General features: G+C 70.3%; 16 protein-coding genes. 1 reads left to right on the forward strand and 15 read right to left on the reverse strand.

Going from position 1 to position 21,754, the window contains the following annotated elements:
- The first annotated feature begins 166 nt into the window (after window positions 1-166).
- On the forward strand, window positions 167-1,243 hold the full coding sequence (locus VFG40_RS04785; protein WP_324895450.1) for a GGDEF domain-containing protein: 1,077 nt from the start codon (window positions 167-169) through the stop codon (window positions 1,241-1,243).
- Between the two features lie 273 nt (window positions 1,244-1,516).
- Here VFG40_RS04785 and VFG40_RS04790 read toward each other — a convergent pair whose 3' ends face one another.
- The 15 genes from VFG40_RS04790 to VFG40_RS04860 form a co-directional block, all read right to left on the reverse strand.
- Window positions 1,517-1,678 carry a hypothetical protein gene (locus tag VFG40_RS04790; protein ID WP_324895452.1) on the reverse strand — a complete coding sequence of 54 codons (162 nt, stop codon included), beginning with the start codon at window positions 1,676-1,678 and terminating at the stop codon, window positions 1,517-1,519.
- Between the two features lie 108 nt (window positions 1,679-1,786).
- Entirely contained in the window at window positions 1,787-3,355 is a 1,569-nt protein-coding gene (ilvA, locus tag VFG40_RS04795) for a threonine ammonia-lyase, biosynthetic (protein ID WP_324895535.1), read from the reverse strand.
- Between the two features lie 5 nt (window positions 3,356-3,360).
- Entirely contained in the window at window positions 3,361-3,633 is a 273-nt protein-coding gene (ilvN, locus tag VFG40_RS04800; RefSeq protein ID WP_324895454.1) for an acetolactate synthase small subunit, read from the reverse strand.
- A gap of 264 nt (window positions 3,634-3,897) precedes the next feature.
- A complete protein-coding gene (ilvB, locus tag VFG40_RS04805; protein WP_414649245.1) occupies window positions 3,898-5,781 on the reverse strand; it encodes a biosynthetic-type acetolactate synthase large subunit in 1,884 nt (627 codons plus the stop codon).
- Window positions 5,782-5,852: 71 nt separating this feature from the next.
- Entirely contained in the window at window positions 5,853-6,878 is a 1,026-nt protein-coding gene (ilvC, locus tag VFG40_RS04810; protein ID WP_324895456.1) for a ketol-acid reductoisomerase, read from the reverse strand.
- On the reverse strand, window positions 6,875-8,590 hold the full coding sequence (gene ilvD, locus VFG40_RS04815; protein WP_324895458.1) for a dihydroxy-acid dehydratase: 1,716 nt from the start codon (window positions 8,588-8,590) through the stop codon (window positions 6,875-6,877). The genes ilvC and ilvD overlap by 4 nt, the downstream gene beginning before the upstream one ends.
- Window positions 8,591-8,725: 135 nt before the next feature.
- Entirely contained in the window at window positions 8,726-9,823 is a 1,098-nt protein-coding gene (leuB, locus tag VFG40_RS04820; protein ID WP_324895460.1) for a 3-isopropylmalate dehydrogenase, read from the reverse strand.
- Entirely contained in the window at window positions 9,820-10,407 is a 588-nt protein-coding gene (gene leuD / locus VFG40_RS04825; RefSeq protein ID WP_324895462.1) for a 3-isopropylmalate dehydratase small subunit, read from the reverse strand. Before leuD ends, leuB begins: the two co-directional genes overlap by 4 nt.
- On the reverse strand, window positions 10,404-11,822 hold the full coding sequence (gene leuC, locus VFG40_RS04830) for a 3-isopropylmalate dehydratase large subunit (RefSeq protein ID WP_324895464.1): 1,419 nt from the start codon (window positions 11,820-11,822) through the stop codon (window positions 10,404-10,406). The genes leuD and leuC overlap by 4 nt, the downstream gene beginning before the upstream one ends.
- Complete coding sequence (locus VFG40_RS04835; protein ID WP_324895466.1) at window positions 11,819-12,829, reverse strand: branched-chain amino acid transaminase; 1,011 nt, start codon at window positions 12,827-12,829, stop codon at window positions 11,819-11,821. The genes leuC and VFG40_RS04835 overlap by 4 nt, the downstream gene beginning before the upstream one ends.
- A gap of 49 nt (window positions 12,830-12,878) precedes the next feature.
- Window positions 12,879-14,459 (reverse strand): 2-isopropylmalate synthase, encoded by a 1,581-nt coding sequence (locus tag VFG40_RS04840; RefSeq protein ID WP_324895468.1) that lies wholly within the window; start codon window positions 14,457-14,459, stop codon window positions 12,879-12,881.
- A 679-nt stretch (window positions 14,460-15,138) separates the two neighbouring features.
- Window positions 15,139-17,379 carry a TonB-dependent receptor gene (locus tag VFG40_RS04845; protein ID WP_324895470.1) on the reverse strand — a complete coding sequence of 747 codons (2,241 nt, stop codon included), beginning with the start codon at window positions 17,377-17,379 and terminating at the stop codon, window positions 15,139-15,141.
- A gap of 103 nt (window positions 17,380-17,482) precedes the next feature.
- Window positions 17,483-18,796: a threonine synthase gene (thrC, locus tag VFG40_RS04850; protein WP_324895472.1), complete on the reverse strand. Its 1,314-nt coding sequence runs from the start codon at window positions 18,794-18,796 to the stop codon at window positions 17,483-17,485.
- Window positions 18,797-19,169: 373 nt separating this feature from the next.
- Window positions 19,170-20,150 (reverse strand): homoserine kinase, encoded by a 981-nt coding sequence (locus tag VFG40_RS04855; protein WP_324895474.1) that lies wholly within the window; start codon window positions 20,148-20,150, stop codon window positions 19,170-19,172.
- A complete protein-coding gene (locus VFG40_RS04860) occupies window positions 20,147-21,307 on the reverse strand; it encodes a homoserine dehydrogenase family protein (RefSeq protein WP_324895476.1) in 1,161 nt (386 codons plus the stop codon). The genes VFG40_RS04855 and VFG40_RS04860 overlap by 4 nt, the downstream gene beginning before the upstream one ends.
- Window positions 21,308-21,754: the final 447 nt, after the last annotated feature.

Raw genomic sequence — 21,754 nt, forward strand, 5'->3', positions numbered from 1 at the left:
CCATGACCGGAAGTCTAGCCTGAGCGTGCAGTCGCATAGGCGACCTGCTGCGCAGCGCGCATGCGCTGCGCTCAAGTCGCCGCCCGGTCGGCCGTTATCCCCGCAAGGCCCGTTGCGCCATGGCCCACCGTTTCCACGGTGCCGGCGCAACCGGGTGGGGAGCGCCATGTCCACCGAAACTGCCCAAGCCGCCGATGATTTGCCGCCGCTGTTCGCGGAGCTGTCGGCGTGGGCCGGCAACGACGGCGCGCCGCAGTTGCGCGTGCTGGACTCGGTGGCGCAGTTCACCCACCACCGCGACATCGACGCGCTCGACCACAGCCTCACGCTGTCGCTGGCGGAGCTGGCCGACGCGCACGTGGTGACGCTCTACAAGCGCAGCGGCGGACGCGGCGACCCGGTGGAGGGCCTGGTGCGCTGCGCGCGCGACGAGCACGACCGGTACAGCGTGGTTTCGCTGCAGCCAGCCAGCGATGACACCGCCCAGATGCTGCTGCGCCAGGGTGACCGCGATGGTGGCTGCGTGCGCTTGCGCGACGGCAACCACGGCATGCTGGTGCCGATCCGCCGCGAGGGGCGCGTGATGGGCGCGCTGATGCTCGAGGGCGAGCATCCGATGGACGGCCTGCGCGCGCTGGTGGAAGGGTTCGCCCGCATCTACGCCAACTACATCGCGCTGCTGGACGAAAGCGAGCGCGACAAGCTCACCGGGCTCTACAACCGGCGCACCTTCGAGCGCCACATGCAGCGCCAGACCAAGCGTCTCGACGACGGCGACGCCGAGCAGCCGAGCACGCCGCGCTGGCTGGCGATGCTGGACATCGACCATTTCAAGCGCATCAACGACACCTGGGGACACCTGTACGGCGACGAGGTGATCCTGGTGATCGCCCAGCAGATGCGCGCCAGCTTCCGCCAGAACGATGCACTGTTCCGCTTCGGTGGCGAAGAGTTCCTGGTGCTGCTGGAGGCCGATGACGAAGCCACGGCAGGGATTGCGCTGGAGCGCTTTCGCAGCCGCGTGCAGGCGCACGTCTTCCCGCAGATCGGCCAGGTCACGGTGAGCGTGGGCTATGCCGCCGTGGGCGAGCACGACTATCCCGCCACGGTGATCGACCGCGCCGACAAGGCGCTGTATTACGCCAAGAACCACGGTCGCAACAAGGTCTTCGGCTACGAGGATCTGCGCACCCGCGGCGCACTGGACGACAGCAAGGCCGCCGGCAGCGTCGACCTGTTCTAGGCCGGCTGCTCCGGTCCACTCGTTCCAGGCGACTGGTCCCTGTCGACTTGCCCCTTCGCTCGTTCTGACGAAGCCGTTTCAGCCGGATATGTTCCGCCCGGCGTGCTCCAGCGGAACCGGCCCCGGCGCACGTGCTTCAGCCGCTCGTTCCCACTCGACCGACAGCCATCGACTTGGGCCGGTGCGGTCCGCGGTGGGCCGAAGGCGCGCCTCAGCGTGCCGTTGGCGCCTGCGACGACGCGATTGCATCCGTGCCATGGGCACCGGTCAACCTCATGGGCGGGCCGGCTGGATCGGATCGTCTCGCTCTTCCAGCGGCTCCGGGTCGGCATCGCGCTCGGGGTGTGCGTGGCCCGGGTTCTGCACCTCCGGCAGCGGCGGCGACTTGCCGGGTTCGGCGAACGGCGGCTGGGGCTGGGCAGGATTGATCGGCATGGGATGCTCCGGTGCAGGGAAGGCTCCCGAGGCTGCACGCGCACACGTAAACGCCCTGCGAGCGCCAGGTGAGCGTCGCGCTGCGGCGGCCAGACGCGCAGGCGTGCCTCAGCCTGTGCGCAGCCCCTGTCGCGCGGGCGCCGTCGGCGCGCAGAGCAGCAGCCGGTAGGCCGGGTTCCCGCTCTCGTCGCAGTACGGATAGCCGAGCGCGGCGAGGAAGCGTGCGAATGTTGCCCGTTCGCCGGGCGGCACCTGCAGGCCGACCAGGATGTGGCCGTGGTCGGCGCCCTGGTTGCGGTAGTGGAACAGGCTCACGTTCCAGTCCGGATGCAGCTGCGCCAGGAAGCGCGTGAGCGCGCCGGGGCGCTCGGGAAAGTCGAAGCGGTACAGCAGCTCGTCGTGCGCCAGCGGCGAGCGGCCGCCGACCATGTGGCGCAGGTGCAGCTTGGCCAGCTCGTCGTCGCTGAGGTCGAGCACGCCGAAGCCCTGCGCCTCGAACGCGCGGGCCAGCGCGCGGCTCTCCGCCCGCCCGCCGGTGCGGATGCCCACGAACAGGTGGGCTTGCCGCACGTCGCCGATGCGGTAGTTGAACTCGGTGAGGCTGTGCCGGCCCAGCGCCTCGCAGAAGCGGCGGAAGCTGCCGCGCTCTTCGGGAATCGTCACGGCGAATAGCGCCTCGCGCTGCTCGCCCACCTCGGCGCGCTCGGCGACGAAACTCAGCCGATCGAAATTCATGTTGGCGCCGGAGCAGATCGCCACCAGCGTCTCGTTCTGCAGGCCGTGCGCGGCGGCGTACTGCTTCAGCCCGGCCAGCGCCAGCGCGCCGGAGGGTTCGGGCACGCTGCGGGTGTCGTTGAACATGTCCTTGATCGCGGCGCAGATCGCGTCGGTATCCACGCGGATCATGCCGTCCACGTGTTGTCGGCAGATCGCGAACGTCTGCTCGCCCACCTGCTTCACCGCGGTGCCGTCGGCGAACAGGCCGACCTCGTCGAGCAGCACGCGCTCGTCCGCCGCCAGCGACTGCGCCATCGCGTCGGCGGCCGCGCTCTGCACGCCGATCACCTTCACCTGTGGCCGCACCGCCTTGACGAACGCCGCCACGCCGGCGAGCAGGCCGCCGCCGCCCACCGGTACGAAGATCGCGTGCAGCGGCCCGGCGTGCTGGCGCAGGATCTCCATGCCCACGGTGCCCTGGCCGGCGATCACGTCCAGGTCGTCGAATGGATGCACCAGGGTGTAGCCGTGCGCGGCCTGCAGTGCGGCCGCGGCGGCCTGGGCGTCGCTGTAGGAATCGCCGGCCAGCACCAAGTCCACCGCGTCGCCGCCGATCGTGCGCACCGCGTCCACCTTCACCTGCGGCGCGGTCTGCGGCATCACGATCACCGCGCGGATGCCCAGCCGTGCCGCGGCCAGCGCCACGCCTTGGGCGTGGTTGCCGGCCGAGGCGGTGATCACGCCGCGTGCGCGGGCGGCGGCATCCAACTGCACCATCTTGTTGTAGGCGCCGCGCAGCTTGAACGAGAACACCGGCTGGTTGTCCTCGCGCTTGAGCAGCACCGTGTTGCCGAGCCGGCGCGACAGCGCGGGCACCGGATCGAGCTCGGTTTCGCGCGCCACCTCGTAGACGCGCGCGGTGAGCACGCGGCGCAGCAGGTCGAGCCCGTCGTCGCTCATCGCGCTCACGCGCCCGCCGCCGGATCCGATGGCACCGCCACGGGCGCGGGCAATTCCACCGCCTCGATCACGTCCACCAGCTTGCGCGCCTGCTTGAGGATCTGCTCGATCGATTCGTCGCCACCGTGGGTGACCACGACCAGGCGCGACACCTCAATGTCGGTGGTCGGCGCCACGTTGAGCGAGTCGATGTTGTAGCCGCGCGAGGAGAACAGCCCCGCCACGCGCACCAGCGCACCGGATTCGTTCTGCAGGAGGATCGAGAGGGTGTGTTTCATGGGATTCCGTGAAGCGTTTGTTGCCCGTGGTCCGAGGTGGGTAGGCGGCAGGTTGGGTCTTGGCAGCGGGTTGCGTCGTGCAGTGAGGAGTCACTGGGATCTCGGCTTTCGCCGCGATGACGGAAATGCGAGCCCGTGATGCGGCTGCGGATCGGTTGCCCGGCCAGCCAGAAACCTCAAGCCGTCATCCCGGCGAAAGCCGGAAGCGCTGTTCAACGGCGAATGCCGGTCATCCAGCGTCTCTGCTTCATACGAGGCAAGCCGCTAGAACATGTCCGCCGGCGCGCCATCGGCCGCCTCCGGCGGCGTGCGCGAAGCGATGTGTTCGCCGGTGATCATCTGTGCGTAGGTCATGCCGGGGCCGACCATCGGGTAGACGCCCGCGTCCGGATCGATGATCACCTCGAGGAAGGCCGGGCCTTCGAAGGCGAGGAAGTCGGCGATCACCCGCTCGATCTCCGGCGGCTGCTCCAGCCGCTGCGCCCAGGCGAAGCCGTCGGCCTGCGCGGCCTTGACGAAGTCCTTGGTGTGCAGGGTCTTGTCCGACGAGGCGAAGCGGCTCTCGAAGAACAGCTTCTGCCACTGCCGCACCATGCCGTCGCCAGCGTTGTTGAACACCACCACCTTCAGCGGCAGGCCGTAGGTGGTGACGGTCTCCAGCTCGCCGAAGTTCATGCGGATGCTGGCGTCGCCGTCGAGGTCGATCACCAGCGCGTCCGGTCGCGCGAACTGCGCGCCGATCGCCGCCGGCAGACCGAAGCCCATCGTGCCCATCGAGCCGGAGGTGAGCCACTGGCGCGGTCCGCGGAAGTCGAAGTACTGCGCCGCCCACATCTGGTGCTGGCCCACGCCGGTGGAAATGATCGCGCGGCCGTCGGTGATGCGGTTGATCGCCTCGATCACCGCATACGGCTGGATCATCGCGCTGGCGCGGTCGTAGTTCATTGCATGCACGCGCTTGAGGTCGGCCACGTGCCGGTGCCATGAGGCGTAGCGGCCGTCGGACTGCGGGCGAAAGCCCTGCGCCTTGCCGTAGCGGCGCAGCCGGTCCAGCGTGCGCACCAGTGGACCGCAGTGGTGCCACTGCACCGCCTTCACCTTGCCGATCTCGGCCGGGTCGATATCGACCTGGGCGATGAAGCGCGCGCGCGGCGCGAACTTGCCCGGCACGCCGGCCACGCGGTCGTCGAAGCGCGCGCCCAGCGCCAGCACAAAGTCGCAATCCTCCACCGCGTAGTTGGCGTAGGCGGTGCCGTGCATGCCCAGCATGTGCAGGGCCAGTGGCGCGGTGGTGTCGACTGCGCCGATGCCCATCAGGGTGGTGGTGACCGGCAGGCCGAACGCATCGACAAACGCGCGCAGCGCCTCGGCCGCTTCCGCCGCGACGACGCCGCCGCCGGCGTAGATCAGTGGCCGCTTCGCCTGGCTTAGCGCGGCGAAGAAGGCGGCGCAGTCGGCGTCGGTGAGATGCGCCTGTTCCACCGCGCGCATCCGCGCCCGGTAGCCGGGAATCGCCAGCTGTCCTTCGCCCTGGAAGGTCAGCGCGGCGTTCTGCACGTCCTTGGGGATGTCCAGCACCACCGGGCCGGGACGCCCGCTGCGGGCCAGTTCGAACGCGGTGCGCAGGGTGGGTTCGAGCTTCGCCGGATCGGTGACCAGGAACACGTGCTTGGCGCAGCCGCTCATGATGCTGCTGATCGGCGCCTCTTGAAACGCGTCGCTGCCGATCGCCGCGGTGGGCACCTGGCCGCAGATCACCACCAGCGGGATCGAGTCGGCCATCGAGTCGCGCACCGGCGTCACCGTGTTGGTGGCGCCCGGGCCGGAGGTGACCACCGCCACGCCGACCTTGCCGGAGGCGCGCGCATAGCCGGCGGCCATGAAGCCCGCCCCCTGCTCGTTGGCCGGCACGATCAGCGGCATCGCGTCGCGACCGTCCTCGCGCGGGTGCTCGGCGTTGTAGCGGAACACCGCGTCGTACACCGGCAGGATGGCGCCGCCGGAGTAGCCGAACAGCACGTCCGCACCCTCGTCGGCGAGTACCTGCACCACGATCTCGGCACCGGTCATCGGGGTGCCGGCGAGCGGGTGCACGCCGGGCGGCGGCAGGATCGGCGCGGGATCGGACTTCACGGTCTGCAGGTTCACGGGACGGTTCCTCAAGCGTTGCGTTCGGTCCGGCCGCGCGCGGATCACGCGCGGCCGGCGGGTCGGCGACTTCAGCCGACCTTCTTCAGCGGTTCACCGGCGGCGGCGGCCGGCTGGGCGGTGCCGGTCTGCAGCCACGGCATGCGGGCGCGCAGCCTGGCGCCAACCTGCTCGATCGGGTGGTCGAGGTCGGCCTGCTTGATGCGCTTGTAGTTGGGCAGGCCGGCCTTGTATTCCTCGGTCCAGTTCTTCGCGAAGGTGCCGTCCTGGATGTCGGTCAGCACGTCCTTCATGCGCGCCTTCACGCCGGCGTCGATCACCCGCGGGCCGCTGACGTAGTCGCCGTACTGCGCGGTCTCGGAGACGAACTGCAGCATCTTGGTGAGGCCGCCTTCGTAGAACAGGTCGACGATCAGCTTCAGCTCGTGCATCACCTCGTAGTAGGCGATCTCCGGCTGGTAGCCGGCTTCCACCAGGGTCTCGAAGCCGGCCTTCACCAGGTCGCTGGCGCCACCGCACAGCACGGCCTGCTCGCCGAACAGATCGGTCTCGGTCTCTTCCTTGAAGTCGGTCTTGATCAACAGCGCGCGGCCGCCGCCGATGCCGTCGGCGTAGGCGTGCGCCTTGGCCTCGGCCTGGCCGCTGACGTCCTGGTACACCGCCCAGATGCTCGGCACGCCACGGCCGCGCTCGTACTCGGTGCGCACCAGCGCGCCCGGGCCCTTCGGCGCCACCAAGATCACGTCGATGTCCTTGCGCGGGGTGATCTGGCCGAAGTGCACGTTGAAGCCGTGCGCGAACAAGAGCGCCGCGCCGGGCTTGATGTTCGGCTCGATCGATTCGGTGTACAGCGTCGGCTGCACCATGTCGGGCGTCAGCACGGCGACCAGGTCGGCGCCCTTCACCGCTTCGGCGGGCTCCACCACGGTGAAGCCCTCGGCCTTGGCCTTGTGCCAGGTCGGGCCGTTCGGACGCAGGCCCACGACCATGTCGAGGCCGGAGTCGCGCAGGTTCAGCGCATGGGCGCGGCCCTGGCTGCCGTAGCCGAGCACGGCGATGCGGCCCTTGGCGAGGAGGTTTTCTTTGTTGGTGCTCATGCGGTGACTCCTTGGGTGTGTTCTGCGGATGCTTTGGCCGTCTGGACGGCCGAAACGTAGGGGGTGTCGGCGCGGGTGGTGGCGCCGTCGGAAGCGGAGCCGACCAGCCGGGCGTACTTGGCCAGGGCGCCGTGGGTGACCTTCGGCGGCGGCGGCGTCCAGCCCGCGCGGCGAGCGTCGAGGTCGGCGGTGGTGCGCAGCTCGCGGCGGTCGCCGTCGATGACGATGCGGTCGCCGTCGCTCAGCAGGGCGATCGGGCCGCCGCGCACGGCTTCCGGCGCGATGTGGCCGACCATGAAGCCGTGGGTGGCGCCGGAGAAGCGGCCGTCGGTGATCAACGCCACGTCGTCGCCCAGGCCGCGACCGACCAGCGCCGCGGTGACGCCGAGCATCTCGCGCATGCCGGGGCCGCCGGCCGGGCCTTCGTTGCGGATCACGATGACGTCGCCCTTGGCGATGCCACCGGACTGCACGGCAGCGAACGCGGCCTCCTCGCTCTCGAACACGCGGGCCGGCCCTTCGAACTGGGTGCCGGTCTTGCCGGCCAGCTTGAGGATGCAGCCCTCGGGCGCAAGGTTGCCGTAGAGGATCGAGTAGCCGCCGCGCGGCTTCAGCGGCGCGCTCACCGGGAGGATCACGTCCTGGTTCTCGGCGCGCGGTGCAGCTGCGGCCTCGGCGAACAGCGTGCTGCCGGTGACGGTCGGCGTGTCGGCGAGCATGCCGGCGGCGATCAGCTCCTGCGCCACGCGGGCGGCGCCGCCGGCGCCGAACATCTCCACTGCGGTGTAGCGGCCGCCGGGCAGCAGGTCGGCGATCACCGGCGTGTGCACCGAGGCCGGTTCGAAATCTTCGATGCTCCATTCGACGCCGGCCTCGCGCGCGATCGCCAGCAAGTGCAGCACCGCGTTGGTGGAGCCGGCGGTGGCAGCGACCATACGCGCAGCGTTCTGGAACGCGCTGCGGCTGAGCAGGTCGCTTGGCCTGCGGTTGGCCTTCAGGCACTCCATCACCAGCTCGCCGCAGCGATAGGCCGCCTGCTTCTTCGCCGGATGGGTGGCCGGGATGTCGTTGAAGCCCACCGGCGACAGGCCCAGCGTGGTCAGCACCATCGCCATGGTGTTGGCGGTGAACTGGCCGCCGCAGGCGCCGGCGCCGGGGCAGGCGTCGCGTTCCACCGAGGTCAGCTCGGCGTCGTCGATCTTACCGGCGCCGTGCGCGCCGACCGCCTCGAACACCTGCTGGATGGTGATCGGGTGGTTGTCGTGATTGCCGTGGGCGATGGTGCCGCCGTACAGCGCCACGCCGGGAATGTTCAGCCGCGCCAGCGCCATCGCCGCGGCGGGGATGGTCTTGTCGCAGCCGCACAGCACCACCATCGCGTCGAGCGAATGGCCGTCCACGGCCAGCTCGATCGAGTCGGTGATCACCTCGCGGCTGACCAGTGAGGCGCGCATGCCGGGCGTGCCCATCGCCATGCCGTCGGTGATCGCGATGGTGTTGAACTCGATCGGCGTGCCGCCGGCGGCGCGCACCCCTTTGATCGCCGCGTCGGCCAGCTCGCGCAGGTTGAGGTTGCACGGGCTGACGTTGGTCCAGGTGTGCACCACCGCCACCAGCGGCCTGGCGATCGCCGCGTCGTCCAGCCCGGTGGCCCGCATCATCGCCCGCGCGGGCGCGCGGTCCGGGCCGGTTTTCATCACGTCACTGCGCATCACATGCTCCATCAGGACCAAGAGAAAGGCTTCCCCGCGCGCCCGGGACATGTCTGCGAGTACCGGGGAGGTGGGCAGCGCAGCGCGACGGGGGTCTGCCGGCGGGCGCGCGGGGCAAGCCAAACGGGGCCGGACTCAACCGCATGCGCGGCCTCCGGCGAAGAAGGCGTGGTGGATCGCCGCGTGCTCTTCCACCGCCATCAGCACGGCGTCGCGCACGGCATCGGTGCCGGCGTGGCCGCCGATGTCGCGGGTGCGCGGACCGTGTTCCAGCACTTGCGACACGGCCGCCTCCACGCACTGCGCCTCTTCCTCCAGGCCCAGCGAGTGGCGCAGCAGCAGCGCGGCGGAGAGGATCGCGCCGGTGGGGTTGGCTACGCCTTGCCCGGCGATGTCCGGCGCCGAACCGTGGATGGGTTCGTACAGGCCGCGCTTGCCTTCGCCCAGTGAGGCCGAGGGCAGCAGGCCCAGCGAGCCGGCCAGCGCGGCGGCTTCGTCGGTGAGGATGTCGCCGAACAGGTTCTCGGTGACCACCACGTCGTAGCGGCCCGGCTGGGTCAGCAGCAGCATCGCCATCGAGTCGACCAGCTGGTGCTCGACCTTCACGTCGCGGTATTCCGGCGCGATGCGCTGCACGACGTTGCGCCACAGGCGCGAGGTCTCCAGCACGTTCGCCTTGTCCACCGAGGTGAGGTGGTGGCGACGCTCGCGGGCCAGCGCGAAGGCGCGGCGCACCACGCGTTCGATCTCGGCCTCGGTGTACCTGCACTCGTCGGTGGCGGCGTCGGCCGTGCGCGTCTTGGCGCCGAAGTAGGCGCCGCCGGTGAGCTCGCGCACGAACAGCACGTCGACGTCCTTGAGCTTCTCGTTCTTCAGCGGCGACAGGCTGGCCAGCGCCGGGTGCACCTGCAGCGGGCGCAGGTTGGCGTACACGCCCAGCGCCGCGCGCAACGCCAGCAGCCCCTGCTCGGGGCGCACCTTGGCGTTCGGGTCGGACCACTTCGGGCCGCCCACCGCGCCCAGCAGCACCGCATCGGCCTTCTGGCATGCCTCCAGCGAGGCGGCCGGCAGCGGCTCGCCGGTGGCGTCGATGGCGCAGCCGCCGATCGCGTGTTCCTCGAAGGTGAATCGGTGGCCGTAGTGCTCGGCCACGGCCTCCAGCACGGCCACGGCCACGGCGGTGACCTCGGGACCGACGCCGTCGCCAGGCAGGGTGACGATATGCGCTTTCATGCGGCGTGTTCCTCGTGCTGGTGTTCGTAACGGGTGATGGCGTCGGCGTGCTGCAGCAGGAAGCCGAGCTGGTCGACGCCTTCGAGCAGGCAGTGGCGGGCGAAGGGTTCGAGCTGGAAGGTGATGCGGCCGCCGTCGGGCAGCGTGACGACCTGCTCGCGCACGTCGATGTGCAGCTCCACGCCGGGATGCTCGAGCAGCCAGCGGTGCTCGGGCTCGCTGACCATGATCGCCAGCAGGCCGTTCTTCAGCGCGTTGCTGCGGAAGATGTCCGCGATCTCGCTGCACAGCACCGCCTGGATGCCGTAATCCAGCAGCGCCCACGGCGCGTGCTCGCGCGAGGAGCCGCAGCCGAAGTTGCGCCCGGCGACCAGGATCGCGCAGCCGGTCGCTTCCGCCCGGTTCAGCGGGAAGGCGGGGTTGTCGCTGCCGTCGGCCTGATAGCGCCAGTCGTGGAAGCACAGCTTGCCCAGCCCTCCGCGGGTGGTGGTGGTGAGAAAGCGGGCCGGGATGATGCGGTCGGTGTCGATGTTCTCGTCCGCCAGCGCGGCGGTGCGCGAATGGATGTGGGTGACGGGCTTCATGCGGCCTGCTCCTGGCGGACGTACTCGCGCGGGTCGGCGATGCGCCCGGCCACCGCCGAGGCGGCCGCCGTGGCGGGGCTGGCCAGCACGGTGCGCGCGCCCTTGCCCTGGCGACCCTCGAAGTTGCGGTTGGAGGTGCTCACGACGAGCTGACCCGGCCGCGCCAGGTCGCCATTCATCGCGATGCACATCGAGCAGCCCGGCACGCGCCACTCGGCGCCGGCCGCGGCGAACACCTCGTGCAGGCCTTCGCGCTCGGCGTCGCGGCGCACCGCTTCGGAGCCGGGTACCACCAGCATGCGCACGCCGTCGGCGATGCGGCGGCCGCTCAGCACGCCGGCCGCTTCGCGCAGGTCGGACAGGCGCGAGTTGGTGCAGCTGCCCACGAACACTACGTCCACCGCCATGCCCTGCATCGCCTGGCCGGCGGTGGCGTGCATGTAATCCAGCGCGCGCTGTTCGACCGCGTTGCGTGCGGCCGGCACCGGCGCGTCCATGGCGATCGCCATGCCCGGATGGGTGCCGTAGGTGACGGTAGGTTTCACCGCCGCCGCGTCGATGCGCACCTCGCGGTCGTAGACGGCGCCGGCGTCGCTGTGCAGCTGCGTCCAGCGCGCCACGGCGGCGTCCCACGCGGCGCCCTGCGGCGCGTGCGGACGGCCTTTCAGCCAGGCGAAGGTGGTGTCATCCGGGGCGATCAGGCCGGCGCGCGCGCCCGCCTCGATCGACATGTTGCACACCGTCATGCGCTCTTCCATCGACAGCGCCGCGATCGCCGGACCGCGGTACTCGATGACGTGGCCGGTGCCGCCATCGACGCCGATCTGGCCGATGATGTGCAGGATCAGGTCCTTCGCGCCCACGCCCTTGGGCAGGGCGCCGTCGACGTGGATCGCCAGCGTCTTCGGCTTGCGCTGCAGCAGACACTGGGTCGCCATCACGTGGCCGACCTCGGTGGTGCCGATGCCGAACGCCAATGCTCCAAATGCACCATGCGTGGAGGTGTGGCTGTCGCCGCAGACGATGGTCATGCCCGGCTGGGTGGCGCCCAGTTCCGGGCCGATCACGTGCACGATGCCGCGGTCGGCGCTGTCCCAGCCGTGCAGGTGGATGCCGAATTCGCGGCAGTTCGCTTCCAGCTGCGCGACCTGCGCCTTGGCCTCGGCATTGGCGTAAGGGCGCTCGCCATCCGCGCCGGCGGGCAGGGTCGGCGTGGAGTGATCCAGCGTGGCCAGCATGCGGTCGGGGCGGCGGGGCTTGAGCCCGCGTTCGCGCAGCTCGGTGAACGCCTGCGGCGAGGTCACCTCGTGCACCAGATGCAGGTCGACGTAGAGCACGGCCGGGGTGTCGGTGCTCTCGGGCGCCACCACGTGGGCGTCCCAAATTTTTTCGAACAGGGTGCGTGGGCCACTCATGCCGAAGCCTCCATGGGGGCGGGCTGTTGATGAGGAGTCCGGCCATGGATGGCCGGTTCTTGATCTTTGCGGTCAGGGAAGACCGCACTAGTGACATCGACCGTCTCCAGCCAGCCCCAGCGATCGGCGGTGCGGCCGTCGAACAGGCCGAAGAAGGCGTCCTGCAGCGTGCGGGTGATCGGGCCGGGCTTGCCGGCACCGACCGCCTTGCGGTCCACCGAGCGCACCGGCGTGATCTCGGCGGCGGTGCCGGTCATGAAGATCTCGTCGGCGCTGTACAGGGCCTCGCGCGGCAGGTCGCGCTCTTCCACCACGAGGCCCAGGTCGCTGGCCAGCGTGATCACGCTGTCGCGGGTGATGCCGGCGAGGATGCCGGCGCTGGTCGGCGGGGTGAGCAGCTTGCCCTTCTTGACCAGGAACAGGTTCTCGCCCGCGCCCTCGCTGAGCAGACCGTTGTGGCCCAGCGCGATGCCTTCGTCGTAACCGCCGCGGCGCGCCTCGGCCGCGATCAGCTGGCTGGACAGGTAGTTGCCGCCGGCCTTGGCCCAGCTCGGCAAGGTGTTCGGCGCCGGGCGATGCCAGGACGACACGCACACGTCGGCGCCCTTCTCGCGGGCGTCGCCCAGATACGCGCCCCAGCTCATCGCCATGATCGCCACGTCCACCGGCGCACCGTCCTTGGGCAGCACGCCCAGCCCGCCGGCACCGCGGAACACGATCGGCCGCACGTAGGCCGAGCGCATCGCGTTGGCACGGATCAGCTCGCGGCAGGCTTCGTTGATGTCCTCCTCGCTGTAGCCGATGGCGATGTCGTACACGCGTGCGGACTCGAACAGCCGCGCGGTGTGATCGGCGAGGCGGAAGTACGCCGGGCCGGCGGGCGTGGCGTACACGCGTTCGCCCTCGAACACCGACGAGCCGTAGTGCAGCGCGTGCGTGGTGACATGGACGGTGGCGTCGGCCCACGGCACCAGGCGACCGTTGTGCCAGAGGAAGGGCGTGCTCATCGGGGGCTCCGGCATCGTTGGTTGCGGGGGGACGAGCGCATGGGGGCGTTCACAGGTGCGCCACGGCCGCGGTCTCGCGGACCGGCGCTTGGCGTTCGATGCGGTTGACGATGGCCAGCGCGGCGAGCGCGGTGGCTTCGACGATGTCGGTGCTGATGCCGTGGCCGCGCCAGTCGCGGCCGGCGTGGCGGGCGGTGAGCTTGGCCTGACCCTGGGCGTCGCCGCCCTCGCTCACCGCGCGCACGCTGAAGTCGGTCAGTTCCACCGCGTGGCCGGTGGCGCGCTCGATGGCGCGCAGCACGGCGTCGACCGGGCCGTCGCCGATCGCCGCTTCGCTGGCCTCGTGGCCGTCGTCGTGGGCCAGCTTCACCGAGGCGGAGGCGCTGCCCTGGTGCGTGCTGCTGTTGAGCTGAACGATGCGCCACGGCCCGGTGGCCTGCGGATCCTGGCCCAGCGCGAGGGCTTCCAGGTCCTCGTCGTGGATCTCGCGCTTCTTGTCGGCCAGCGTCTTGAAGCGGGCCAGGATGTCTTCCATCGCCGCCTCGTCCGGCGCGTGGCCCAGCGCTTCCAGCCGCTGGCGCAGCGCGGCGCGGCCGGAATGCTTGCCCAGCACCAGCTTCGTCTCGGCGATGCCCACGTCCTGCGGGCGCATGATTTCGTAGGTGCCGCGGTGCTTGAGCATGCCGTGCTGGTGGATGCCCGACTCGTGCGCGAAGGCGTTCTCGCCCACGATCGCCTTGTTGCGCGGCACCGCCTGGCCGGTGAGCTGGGTGAGCAGGCGCGAGGTGGGGTACAGCCGGCGCGTGTCGATGCGCGTGTCCACGCCGAAGTGCGGCGCGCGCACCTTCAGTGCCATTACGATCTCTTCCAGCGCCGCGTTGCCGGCGCGTTCGCCGATGCCGTTGATGGTGCACTCCACCTGGCGCGCGCCGGCGCTGATCGCGGCCATCGAGTTGGCCACCGCCATGCCCAGGTCGTCGTGGCAGTGGCTGGAGAAGATCACCTTCTCCGCGCCCTGCACGTGCGCGCGCAGGTAGGTGAACAGCTCGATCATTTCCGCCGGCGTGGTGTAGCCCACGGTGTCCGGCGCATTGAGCGTGGTGGCGCCGGCGGCGACCGCGGCGCTGAACACCTCGGCCAGGAAGTCGGGCTCGGTGCGAAGGGCGTCTTCGGCGGAGAACTCGACTTCGTGGCAGAGCTGCACGGCGCGCTCGACCGCCTTGATGGCGGCATCGACCACCTGCGCCTTGCTCATGCGCAGCTTGTGCTCGCGATGCAGCGGGCTGGTGGAGAGGAATACGTGGATGCGCGAGCGCTGCGCCTTTTCCAGCGCGCGGGCGGTGGTGTCGATGTCGCCGTCCTGGCAGCGCGCCAGGCCGCATACGGTGGTGGTTTTCAACGTGCGGGCGATCTCCGACACGGCGGCGAAATCGTCCGGCGAAGCCTGCGGGAAACCCGCTTCCAGCACGTCCACGCCCAGCGCTTCCAGCGCCTGCGCCATGCGCAGCTTGGCGCGGCGGTCCATCGAGAAACCCGGCGCCTGCTCGCCGTCGCGCAGGGTGGTGTCGAAGATGCGCACGCGGTCGGCGTCGTTCGGCTGGGCTACGGCTACGTCGGTATCGCGGTTCATCGGTATCTCCAGGAGGGGCGGAACGCAGGCCAAAAAAAACCCCGCGCCGTGGTCGGTGCGGGGTCTGGGGGGTCTCAGGTGTGTTTCTTTTGCCTGGACGCAGCCGCTAGCCCGCACCTCCGCTGGTAATGAGGAGTACGAGTACAAGAGCGAGAAGAAGGAGAGTGCCGCCGGCCAGCAGCGGGTCGCCGACCGTCGTGGGACGACGGCTCAGGGCAAGGCTGTGGTGGCTGTTGCGCTGCGACATGAATCCGACCTTAGGCCAGCCGAAAAGGGCGCGTCAACAGTTTCATGTGAATCGAAGCGATATTTCGCGTTCGGACGTCCAGATGTCCATATGAAAAATGGCGATGAGCCAATGGCCGTGCGGCCTCCCGGCGTGCCGATCAGGGAGCGGCGCCGCGTAGGTGCAGGGACAGGATGCGCAGGCGTATGGGTCGGAGGCCTGCCGATGGCTTCGCGACGGGGCTTTTCGACCACGACCCGGGATGAGTTGGCACGGGTGTCGACGTTCGCGTCTTGATGCGTTGACCGCTGCGCGCCCGTGACGGTCTGTGCGTGGAAGGCCCGTGTGCGACGATGCCAGCGCAAACGAGACCGGGCGCCCCAGGGCGCCCGGTGGATGGCGAATCGTGATCTGCGTTGCGCCATCCGCGGGGATGGCGCAACGCAGCAGGGGTTACAGCTCGGCGCGGAATTCCACGCCGATCACCCGCGGGTCATTCACGAAACCGGTGCGGTTGTTGAAGTCGATCGCACCGATCAGCGCGCGCTTGTCGGTGATGTTGCGGCCGTACAGGGCGATCTCGCGGCGGCCGTAATCCCAGTTGTAGCCCGCGCGCAGGCCACCCTCGAGCAGCGGCTTGCCCTTGAACTCGGCCGAGTCGTAGAGGAAGAAGTTCACCTGGCTGCGGTAGTTCCAGTCGGTGTAGACGAAGAACTCGCCGCTGTCGCCGTACGGGATGCCGTAGCGCGCGGTGAGCGTGCCGATCCACTTGGGCGAGTTGGGCAGCGCGTTGCCGTCGATCAGCGCGTTGCCGCTGGCATTGCGCGGATCGAGCACGGTGCACTGGGCGCCGCACACGGCTACCGCCAGGGTCGGGTCCTTCAGCTCGGTGTGGTTGTAGCTGCCGCCGGCGGTGAGCACGAAGTTCGGCGTGAGGTAGGCCTCCAGGTCGAACTCGGCGCCGTAGCCCTCGGTCTTCTTCGCGTTGATCAGGCGGGTGATGTTGATGTCGCCGCCCACCGCAGTGAGCTGCTGGTTGTGCATGGTGTAGCTGTACACGTCCGCGTTGAAGCGCACGTGGTTGTCCATGCCGGTGGACTTCACGCCCAGCTCGTAGGAGGTGATCGTCTCGGGCTTGGCCTGCGAGATGAAGTCCGAGAACAGCACGCGGCCCTGCACGCTGGGGGCGCGGAAGCCATTCGCCACGCGGGCGTAGACGTTGACGTTGGGGCTCACCGTCCAGGTGCCGGTGACGTCGCCGCTCCAGCGCGAGTCGTTCGGGTTGGCGGTGAGCGTGAGCGGCGGCGCACCGAACGGCGAGAGCAGGCGGTCGACGCGGAAGTCGCGCTTGTCGTGCGAGTAGCGCGCACCGGCACGCAGCTCGAAATCGTCGGCCAGCTGGTAGTTGACCGAGCCGAACAGCGCCCACGCCTTGGTGCGCTGGCTCTGGTTGGCGTAGCCGTCCAGCGCGTGGTCGTTGAAGGTGGCGTAGTCGAAGTTGCTGATCGCGATGTCTTCGTCGAAGTAGTAGGTGCCGACCTGCCAGTTCAGGCGATCCTGGCTGTTGCTGGCGAGGCGGAATTCCTGCGTGATCTGGCGATCGTGCGGCATTGCGTCGGCGGTCTCGGACGGGAACGGGATGAAGCCCGGGCCCATCGGCAGGTGGAACACCGCGCCGTAGCCGCCGTCGACGTCGCCCCGGCTGTAGGTCGTGGCGTGCTCCAGCCCGGTGATCGAGGTGAAGCTCATGTCGCCCAGGTTCCAGTCCAGGTGCAGGTTGCTGCCCCAGCTGAACAGGTGCTGCTTGTTGCCGCCGTCCTGCGCCACCTGGTCGCGCTCGAAACCCGGCTCGAATTCGTTGCTGCCCAGGGTGATCGCGTTGGCGCGGTTCACCGTGGCGGTGCCGTCGAGCCAGCGCGCGTGGCCGTTGATCAGGGCGCTGAAACCGCCCTCTTCGTACAACGCCTGCAGGCGCACGGCGCGGTCGTTATAGCCGCCCAGCGCGTCGTTCTTGCCGGTAAAGGTGTTGTCGATCCAGTTGTCGCGGTGCTGCGCCAGCGCCGACACGCGGCCGGACCAGTGCCCGCCCAGCGCGCCACCCAGCGCCGCTTCGGCGTTGGCGGTGCCCAGCGAGCCGTAGGAGACGCGGGCGTAGCCGGAGGTCTCCTGGCTCGGGCGCACCGACTCGAACTTGATCACACCGGCCGGCGAATTGCGGCCGAACAAGGTTCCCTGCGGGCCGCGCAGCACTTCCACCTGGGCCAGGTCGAACAGCGGGAAGCCCTTCAGGATCGGGTTCTCCTGCACGATGTCGTCGTACACCATCGACACCGGCTGCGAGGCGTTGAGGTCGAAGTCGCTGTTGCCCAGGCCGCGGATGTAGAAGCGCGGGAACTCGCGGCCGTAAGACGTTTCGGCGTACACGCTGGGGGCGCGCGAGGCCAGCTGCAGCACGCCGTCGCCGGCCTGGCCGAAGGCTTCGAGCTTCTCCGGCGTGAGCACGGTCAGCGACACCGGCACCTTCTGCAGGTTTTCCACCCGCTTGGAGGCAGTGACCTTCACCGTCTGCAGTTCGGTGGTCTTGACGTGCTCGTTGGCGGGCGCGGCGTCCTGCGCGTGGGCGGCGGTGAGGCCGAGTCCGATCAGGATGGAACAGGCAAGCGCCGCGCGACGCGGCGTGGAAGCAGTCGACATGGTGGAAATCCCCGGGGCGGTGGTTGGAAAAAGCGGCGGCTCTGCGGCCACATCCCGCGCATTTTCCTACGCCACCGCCCGCGGGCGACAGTGCCCCGCCGGATCAGCCGCCCGGCAGGGCTCGCAGTGCCTCGTCCAGCGCGGCCTCGGAAGCCGGCAGCGACGTGGCGTGGGCGGGGCGCGCCAGCATCGCCGCCAGCGCAGCCGGCACCGCGACCGGATGCCCGATCAGCGGCTCCACCACGCTCTCGAACTTGGCCGGATGAGCGGTGGCGACCACCGTCCAGTCGCTGCGGTCGCCGGCCGCGCGCAGCATGTCGAGCACGTGCACGGCGGTGGCGGTGTGCGGGCAGAACACCTCGCCCTGCGCGCGGGCGTGGCGGGCGAGGGTGGCGCGGATCGCCTCGTCGTCCACGCAGGTGGCAGGCAGCTCGCGGCGCAGGGTGGCGTCGTCGAACAGCCAGCGCAGGCGCTCGGCGTTGCTCGGTGCGCCCACGTCCATCGCGTTGGCAATCGTCGCCACGGCCTCGCGCGGTCGGTACTCGGCGCCGGCCAGGAACTCGGGCAGGGTGGCGTTGGCGTTGCAGGCCAGGTGCACGCGGCCGACCGGCAGGCCGAGCGCGCGCACCCACAGCGCGGCCAGCGCGTTGCCAAGGTTGCCGGTCGGCACGATGACGTGGCGCGGCTCGCCGCGCTCGCGCCACCAGGCCACTGCGGTATGCGCGTAGTAGCTCATCTGCGGCAGCAGGCGGCCGAGGCTGATGCTGTTGGCCGAGGACAGCGGCACCGCCGCCTGCAGCGCCGGATCGTTGAGCGCGGCTTTCACCATGCGCTGGCAGTCGTCGAAGCGGCCGGCCACGCGCAGCGCGGTGACGTTGCCACCGAAGCAGCCGAGCTGATGCGCCTGCCGCGGCGACACCTTGCCGTCCGGATACAGGATCACCACGCGCACGCCGGGCCTTCCGTGGAAGGCCGCGCCGACCGCGGCGCCGGTGTCGCCCGAAGTGGCGACCAGGATCGTCAGCGGTCGCGCATCGCGGCGCGGCAGCCGCGCCAGGCAGGCGGCGAGAAAGCGCGCACCGACGTCCTTGAACGCCGCGGTGGGGCCGTGGAACAGCTCCAGCACGTGCGCGCCGTCGGCCGGCAGCGCGCGATGCGGCACCGGGAAATCCAGCGCCTCGGCGCAGATCGCCGGCAGCGCGTCAGCCAGCGGGTCGCCGGCGAAGAACGGGGCGAGCAGGGTGGCGGCGGTGTCGGCGAGGGAACCGTTCGGGTCGAAGTGGTCGACATCGAGCCGCGGCATTGCCTCGGGCACGTAGAGGCCGCCGTCGGGGGCCAGGCCGGCGGCGATGGCGTCGCTCAGGCTTGCGGCCGGACTGCCGCCGCGGGTGCTGACGTAGCGCAGGGTGGCGCTCATGCGTGCCTCGCGCATGGGGTGATGCGATGTGCGTTGCCTGCTGCCGTGCGTCGCCAAGGCAGGTGATTCCCTGCAACGCGATGCTCTTCCGTGCCGTCATTCCTGCGAAAGCGGGAATCCATTTTCAAGGTGTGGCAGAGCACGATGGATGACCGGCATACGCCGTTGAGGAGCGCCTCCCGCTTGACCAGACGTTCGTCTGTTGAGAGCCGCGGGAATGACGGCGATGGGGGTTCGGGACAGGGGCGGAGTCCCACGCTGCGACCAGGCTTACCCGGCGAAGGAGCCGGCCTTCGCGCGGCGCGTCTGGATGCGGTCGTCGCGCCTGCTGCGCGGGAGGTCATCGACCCCGTCGCTAGGGCATCCAGCCCTCTCATTCATCGTCTCCGGCATCGACCACGCTGGCCGCCGGCCCGTCGACGGGCGCGACGAAGGCGTCGCTGTCCAGTCCGGCTTCGCCGAACGCCGCGCGCATCGAAACCGCGGCCTGCTCGGCCTCGGCGCGCTGCTCGTACCAGCCGAACACGCTGGGGCCAGCGCCGGAGATGCTGGCGCCCATGGCGCGGTGGTCCATCGCGGCCTGCTTCACGCGGGCAAAGTTCGGCACCAGCGGCGCACGGCGCGGTTCCACCAGCACGTCCTTGAGGCCTTCGCGCACCAGCGCGGCCTCGCCGCGGTAGCAGCCGGCCAGCACCAGGGCGAGGTTGGCGCTCTGCGTGACGAAGCTGCCCAGCGCGTAGTCGCCGGCCAGCGCCGCGCGCGCCTTGCGCGTCTCCAGCACGAAGTGCGGATGCACCAGCGCGCAGTGCCAAGTGGCCGGCACCGGGATGCGCACCAGCCGGTCGTGGGTGGCCAGCACCAGCCCGCCGAGCAGCATCGGGCCGATGTTGTCGCCATGGCGGCTGCCGCTGGCTACCGCCTCGCCGTCCAGCGCGAAGCCGTAGAGCGACTCGACCGGCAGCGGCTTTTCCAGCAGGGCGTTGGCGGCCACCAGCGCGGCCACGCAGGAGGCGGCCGAGCCGGCCATGCCCGAGCCCAGCGCGATGCCCTTGTGCAGGGTCAGCTCGAAGCCGTGCGCCAGGCCCAGCGCCTTGCGCAGCGACACCAGCGCCATGCCGGCGGTGTTGCGCATCGGGTCCAGCGGCAGCTCGGTGACCACGCCGTGGATCGCGGCGATGCGCACCACGGGTTCGTCGATGCGGCGCACCTCGGCGCGATCGCCGGCGCCGGCCATCGAGTGGCCGAGGATGTCGAAGCCGACGCCCACGTTGCCCACGCAGGCGGGGGCGAAGGCGTAGGCGTGCAGGGCGGAGTGCGGGGCGGTGGTCATGCGGTCTCGCAGTTGGGCGTTCATGCGCGCAGCTCCAGCGACTCGGCGATGCGCAGCAGGTCGGCGAAAATGCCGGCGGCGGTGACTTCGGGACCGGCACCCGGCCCCTGCACCAGCAGCGGATTATCGCAGTAGCGGCGGGTGGTGAACTGCACCACGTTGTCGGTGAGCCGCGAGTGGGCGAAGGCGTGTGCGGCCGGCAGCACGGCCAGCTTGACGCTGGCGCGGCCGCGGGCGTCGAGGTGGGCGACATGGCGCAGCACGCCTCCTTCGGCGCGCGCCGCCGCGAGGCGGGCGGCCAGGGGGGCGTCCAGCTCGTCCAGCCGCTGCATGAACTCCTCGCGCGAGAGCGTCGCGAGCGATGCCGGCACCAGGCTTTCCACCGCCACGTCGTCAAGCGACAGCGCCCAGCCGGCCTCACGGGCCAGGATCACCAGCTTGCGCGCCACGTCCATGCCGGACAGATCGTCGCGCGGGTCCGGCTCGGTGTAGCCCAGCGCATGCGCCTCGCGCACCAGCGCGGAAAACGGCTGCGCCCCGTCATGGCGATTGCACAGCCAGGCCAGCGTGCCGGAGAACATGCCTTCCACCGCGAGCAGTTCGTCGCCGGTATCGAGCAGGTCGCGCAGCGTCTGCACCACCGGCAGGCCGGCGCACACGGTGGCCTCGTAGCGGAAGCGCGCGCCGCTGGCGGCGCTGGCGTGGCGGATCGTATGCCAGCGCGCGAGCGCGCCGCTGCCGGCGAGCTTGTTTGGCGTTACCACGTGCAGCCCGTCGGCGAGCCAGTCGGCGTAACGCGAGGCCACCGTGTCGCTGGCGCTGCAGTCGATCAGCAGCGCGTCGCGCGGCTCGGCGCCACCGCGCACGTGGGCGGCGAAGGCGTCCAGATCGTTCGGACGCCACACCTGGGCGCCGCCGGCGCGGCCGTTGAGCTCGGCGTCATCGCAGTCCAGCCACATGCGCTTGCTGGCGACCACGCCGCACAGACGCAAGCGCACGCGGCCCTCGCGTTCCAGCCGGGGCTGCGCGGCGCGCAGCTGGCCGAGCACGGCGCTGCCCACGCGACCGGGACCGATCACTCCCACGGCGAGCTGGCGGCAACGCAGCGAGGAGGCCGCCGGCACGAACGCCGACGGCAACGGTTTGGGGTGTTCGAGCAGCTGGGGTGCGCAGGTATTCACGTAAGCCTCCGGATGAGGCCCGTGCTCTTCTGGCGGTATCGGTGTGCTGCAAGCCGGCCCGCCTCGTCGAGGGCGGGGCCGTTGCGTGATGGTGAAGCTAGTCGCGCACGGACACCCACCCCGACCGAGTGGTAATGGTCGTGGTGGTGGTCGTGTTCGTGACGCGGAAAAGGGTGTCGACGCAGCGCGCGCCAGCACAGGCCGCCACGCCGGGGAGGCGGACGCGGGGCAGGCTGGCAGGGGCGTTGTCGATCGACATGCCGCCGACGTTAGGGGCGATGTTGCGGCACGGTCAACAGGTGCATTTGCAACCATCGGCGCGATGTGACGCGTGTCGCGCCGCCCCGCGCGGCGCAGGCGACGCAGCAGTCCTCCCTGCGGCTGGAGCGGACCGACCGAGCTGCCGACCTCGACCGATGGTGTCACCTCGTGCGAACGCACGATGCG

This window comes from Dyella sp. (genome assembly GCF_035685805.1).
Taxonomy (GTDB): Bacteria; Pseudomonadota; Gammaproteobacteria; order Xanthomonadales; family Rhodanobacteraceae; genus Dyella_A.

Bases quoted from the DNA above. Each gene is read 5' to 3' on its own strand.
- VFG40_RS04785 (WP_324895450.1), top strand. From the start codon at position 167: ATGTCCACCGAAACTGCCCAAGCCGCCGATGATTTGCCGCCGCTGTTC.
- VFG40_RS04790 (WP_324895452.1), bottom strand. From the start codon at position 1,678: ATGCCGATCAATCCTGCCCAGCCCCAGCCGCCGTTCGCCGAACCCGGC.
- ilvA (WP_324895535.1), bottom strand. From the start codon at position 3,355: ATGAGCGACGACGGGCTCGACCTGCTGCGCCGCGTGCTCACCGCGCGC.
- ilvN (WP_324895454.1), bottom strand. From the start codon at position 3,633: ATGAAACACACCCTCTCGATCCTCCTGCAGAACGAATCCGGTGCGCTG.
- ilvC (WP_324895456.1), bottom strand. From the start codon at position 6,878: ATGAGCACCAACAAAGAAAACCTCCTCGCCAAGGGCCGCATCGCCGTG.
- ilvD (WP_324895458.1), bottom strand. From the start codon at position 8,590: ATGCGCAGTGACGTGATGAAAACCGGCCCGGACCGCGCGCCCGCGCGG.
- leuB (WP_324895460.1), bottom strand. From the start codon at position 9,823: ATGAAAGCGCATATCGTCACCCTGCCTGGCGACGGCGTCGGTCCCGAG.
- leuD (WP_324895462.1), bottom strand. From the start codon at position 10,407: ATGAAGCCCGTCACCCACATCCATTCGCGCACCGCCGCGCTGGCGGAC.
- leuC (WP_324895464.1), bottom strand. From the start codon at position 11,822: ATGAGTGGCCCACGCACCCTGTTCGAAAAAATTTGGGACGCCCACGTG.
- VFG40_RS04835 (WP_324895466.1), bottom strand. From the start codon at position 12,829: ATGAGCACGCCCTTCCTCTGGCACAACGGTCGCCTGGTGCCGTGGGCC.
- VFG40_RS04840 (WP_324895468.1), bottom strand. From the start codon at position 14,459: ATGAACCGCGATACCGACGTAGCCGTAGCCCAGCCGAACGACGCCGAC.
- VFG40_RS04845 (WP_324895470.1), bottom strand. From the start codon at position 17,379: ATGTCGACTGCTTCCACGCCGCGTCGCGCGGCGCTTGCCTGTTCCATC.
- thrC (WP_324895472.1), bottom strand. From the start codon at position 18,796: ATGAGCGCCACCCTGCGCTACGTCAGCACCCGCGGCGGCAGTCCGGCC.
- VFG40_RS04855 (WP_324895474.1), bottom strand. From the start codon at position 20,150: ATGAACGCCCAACTGCGAGACCGCATGACCACCGCCCCGCACTCCGCC.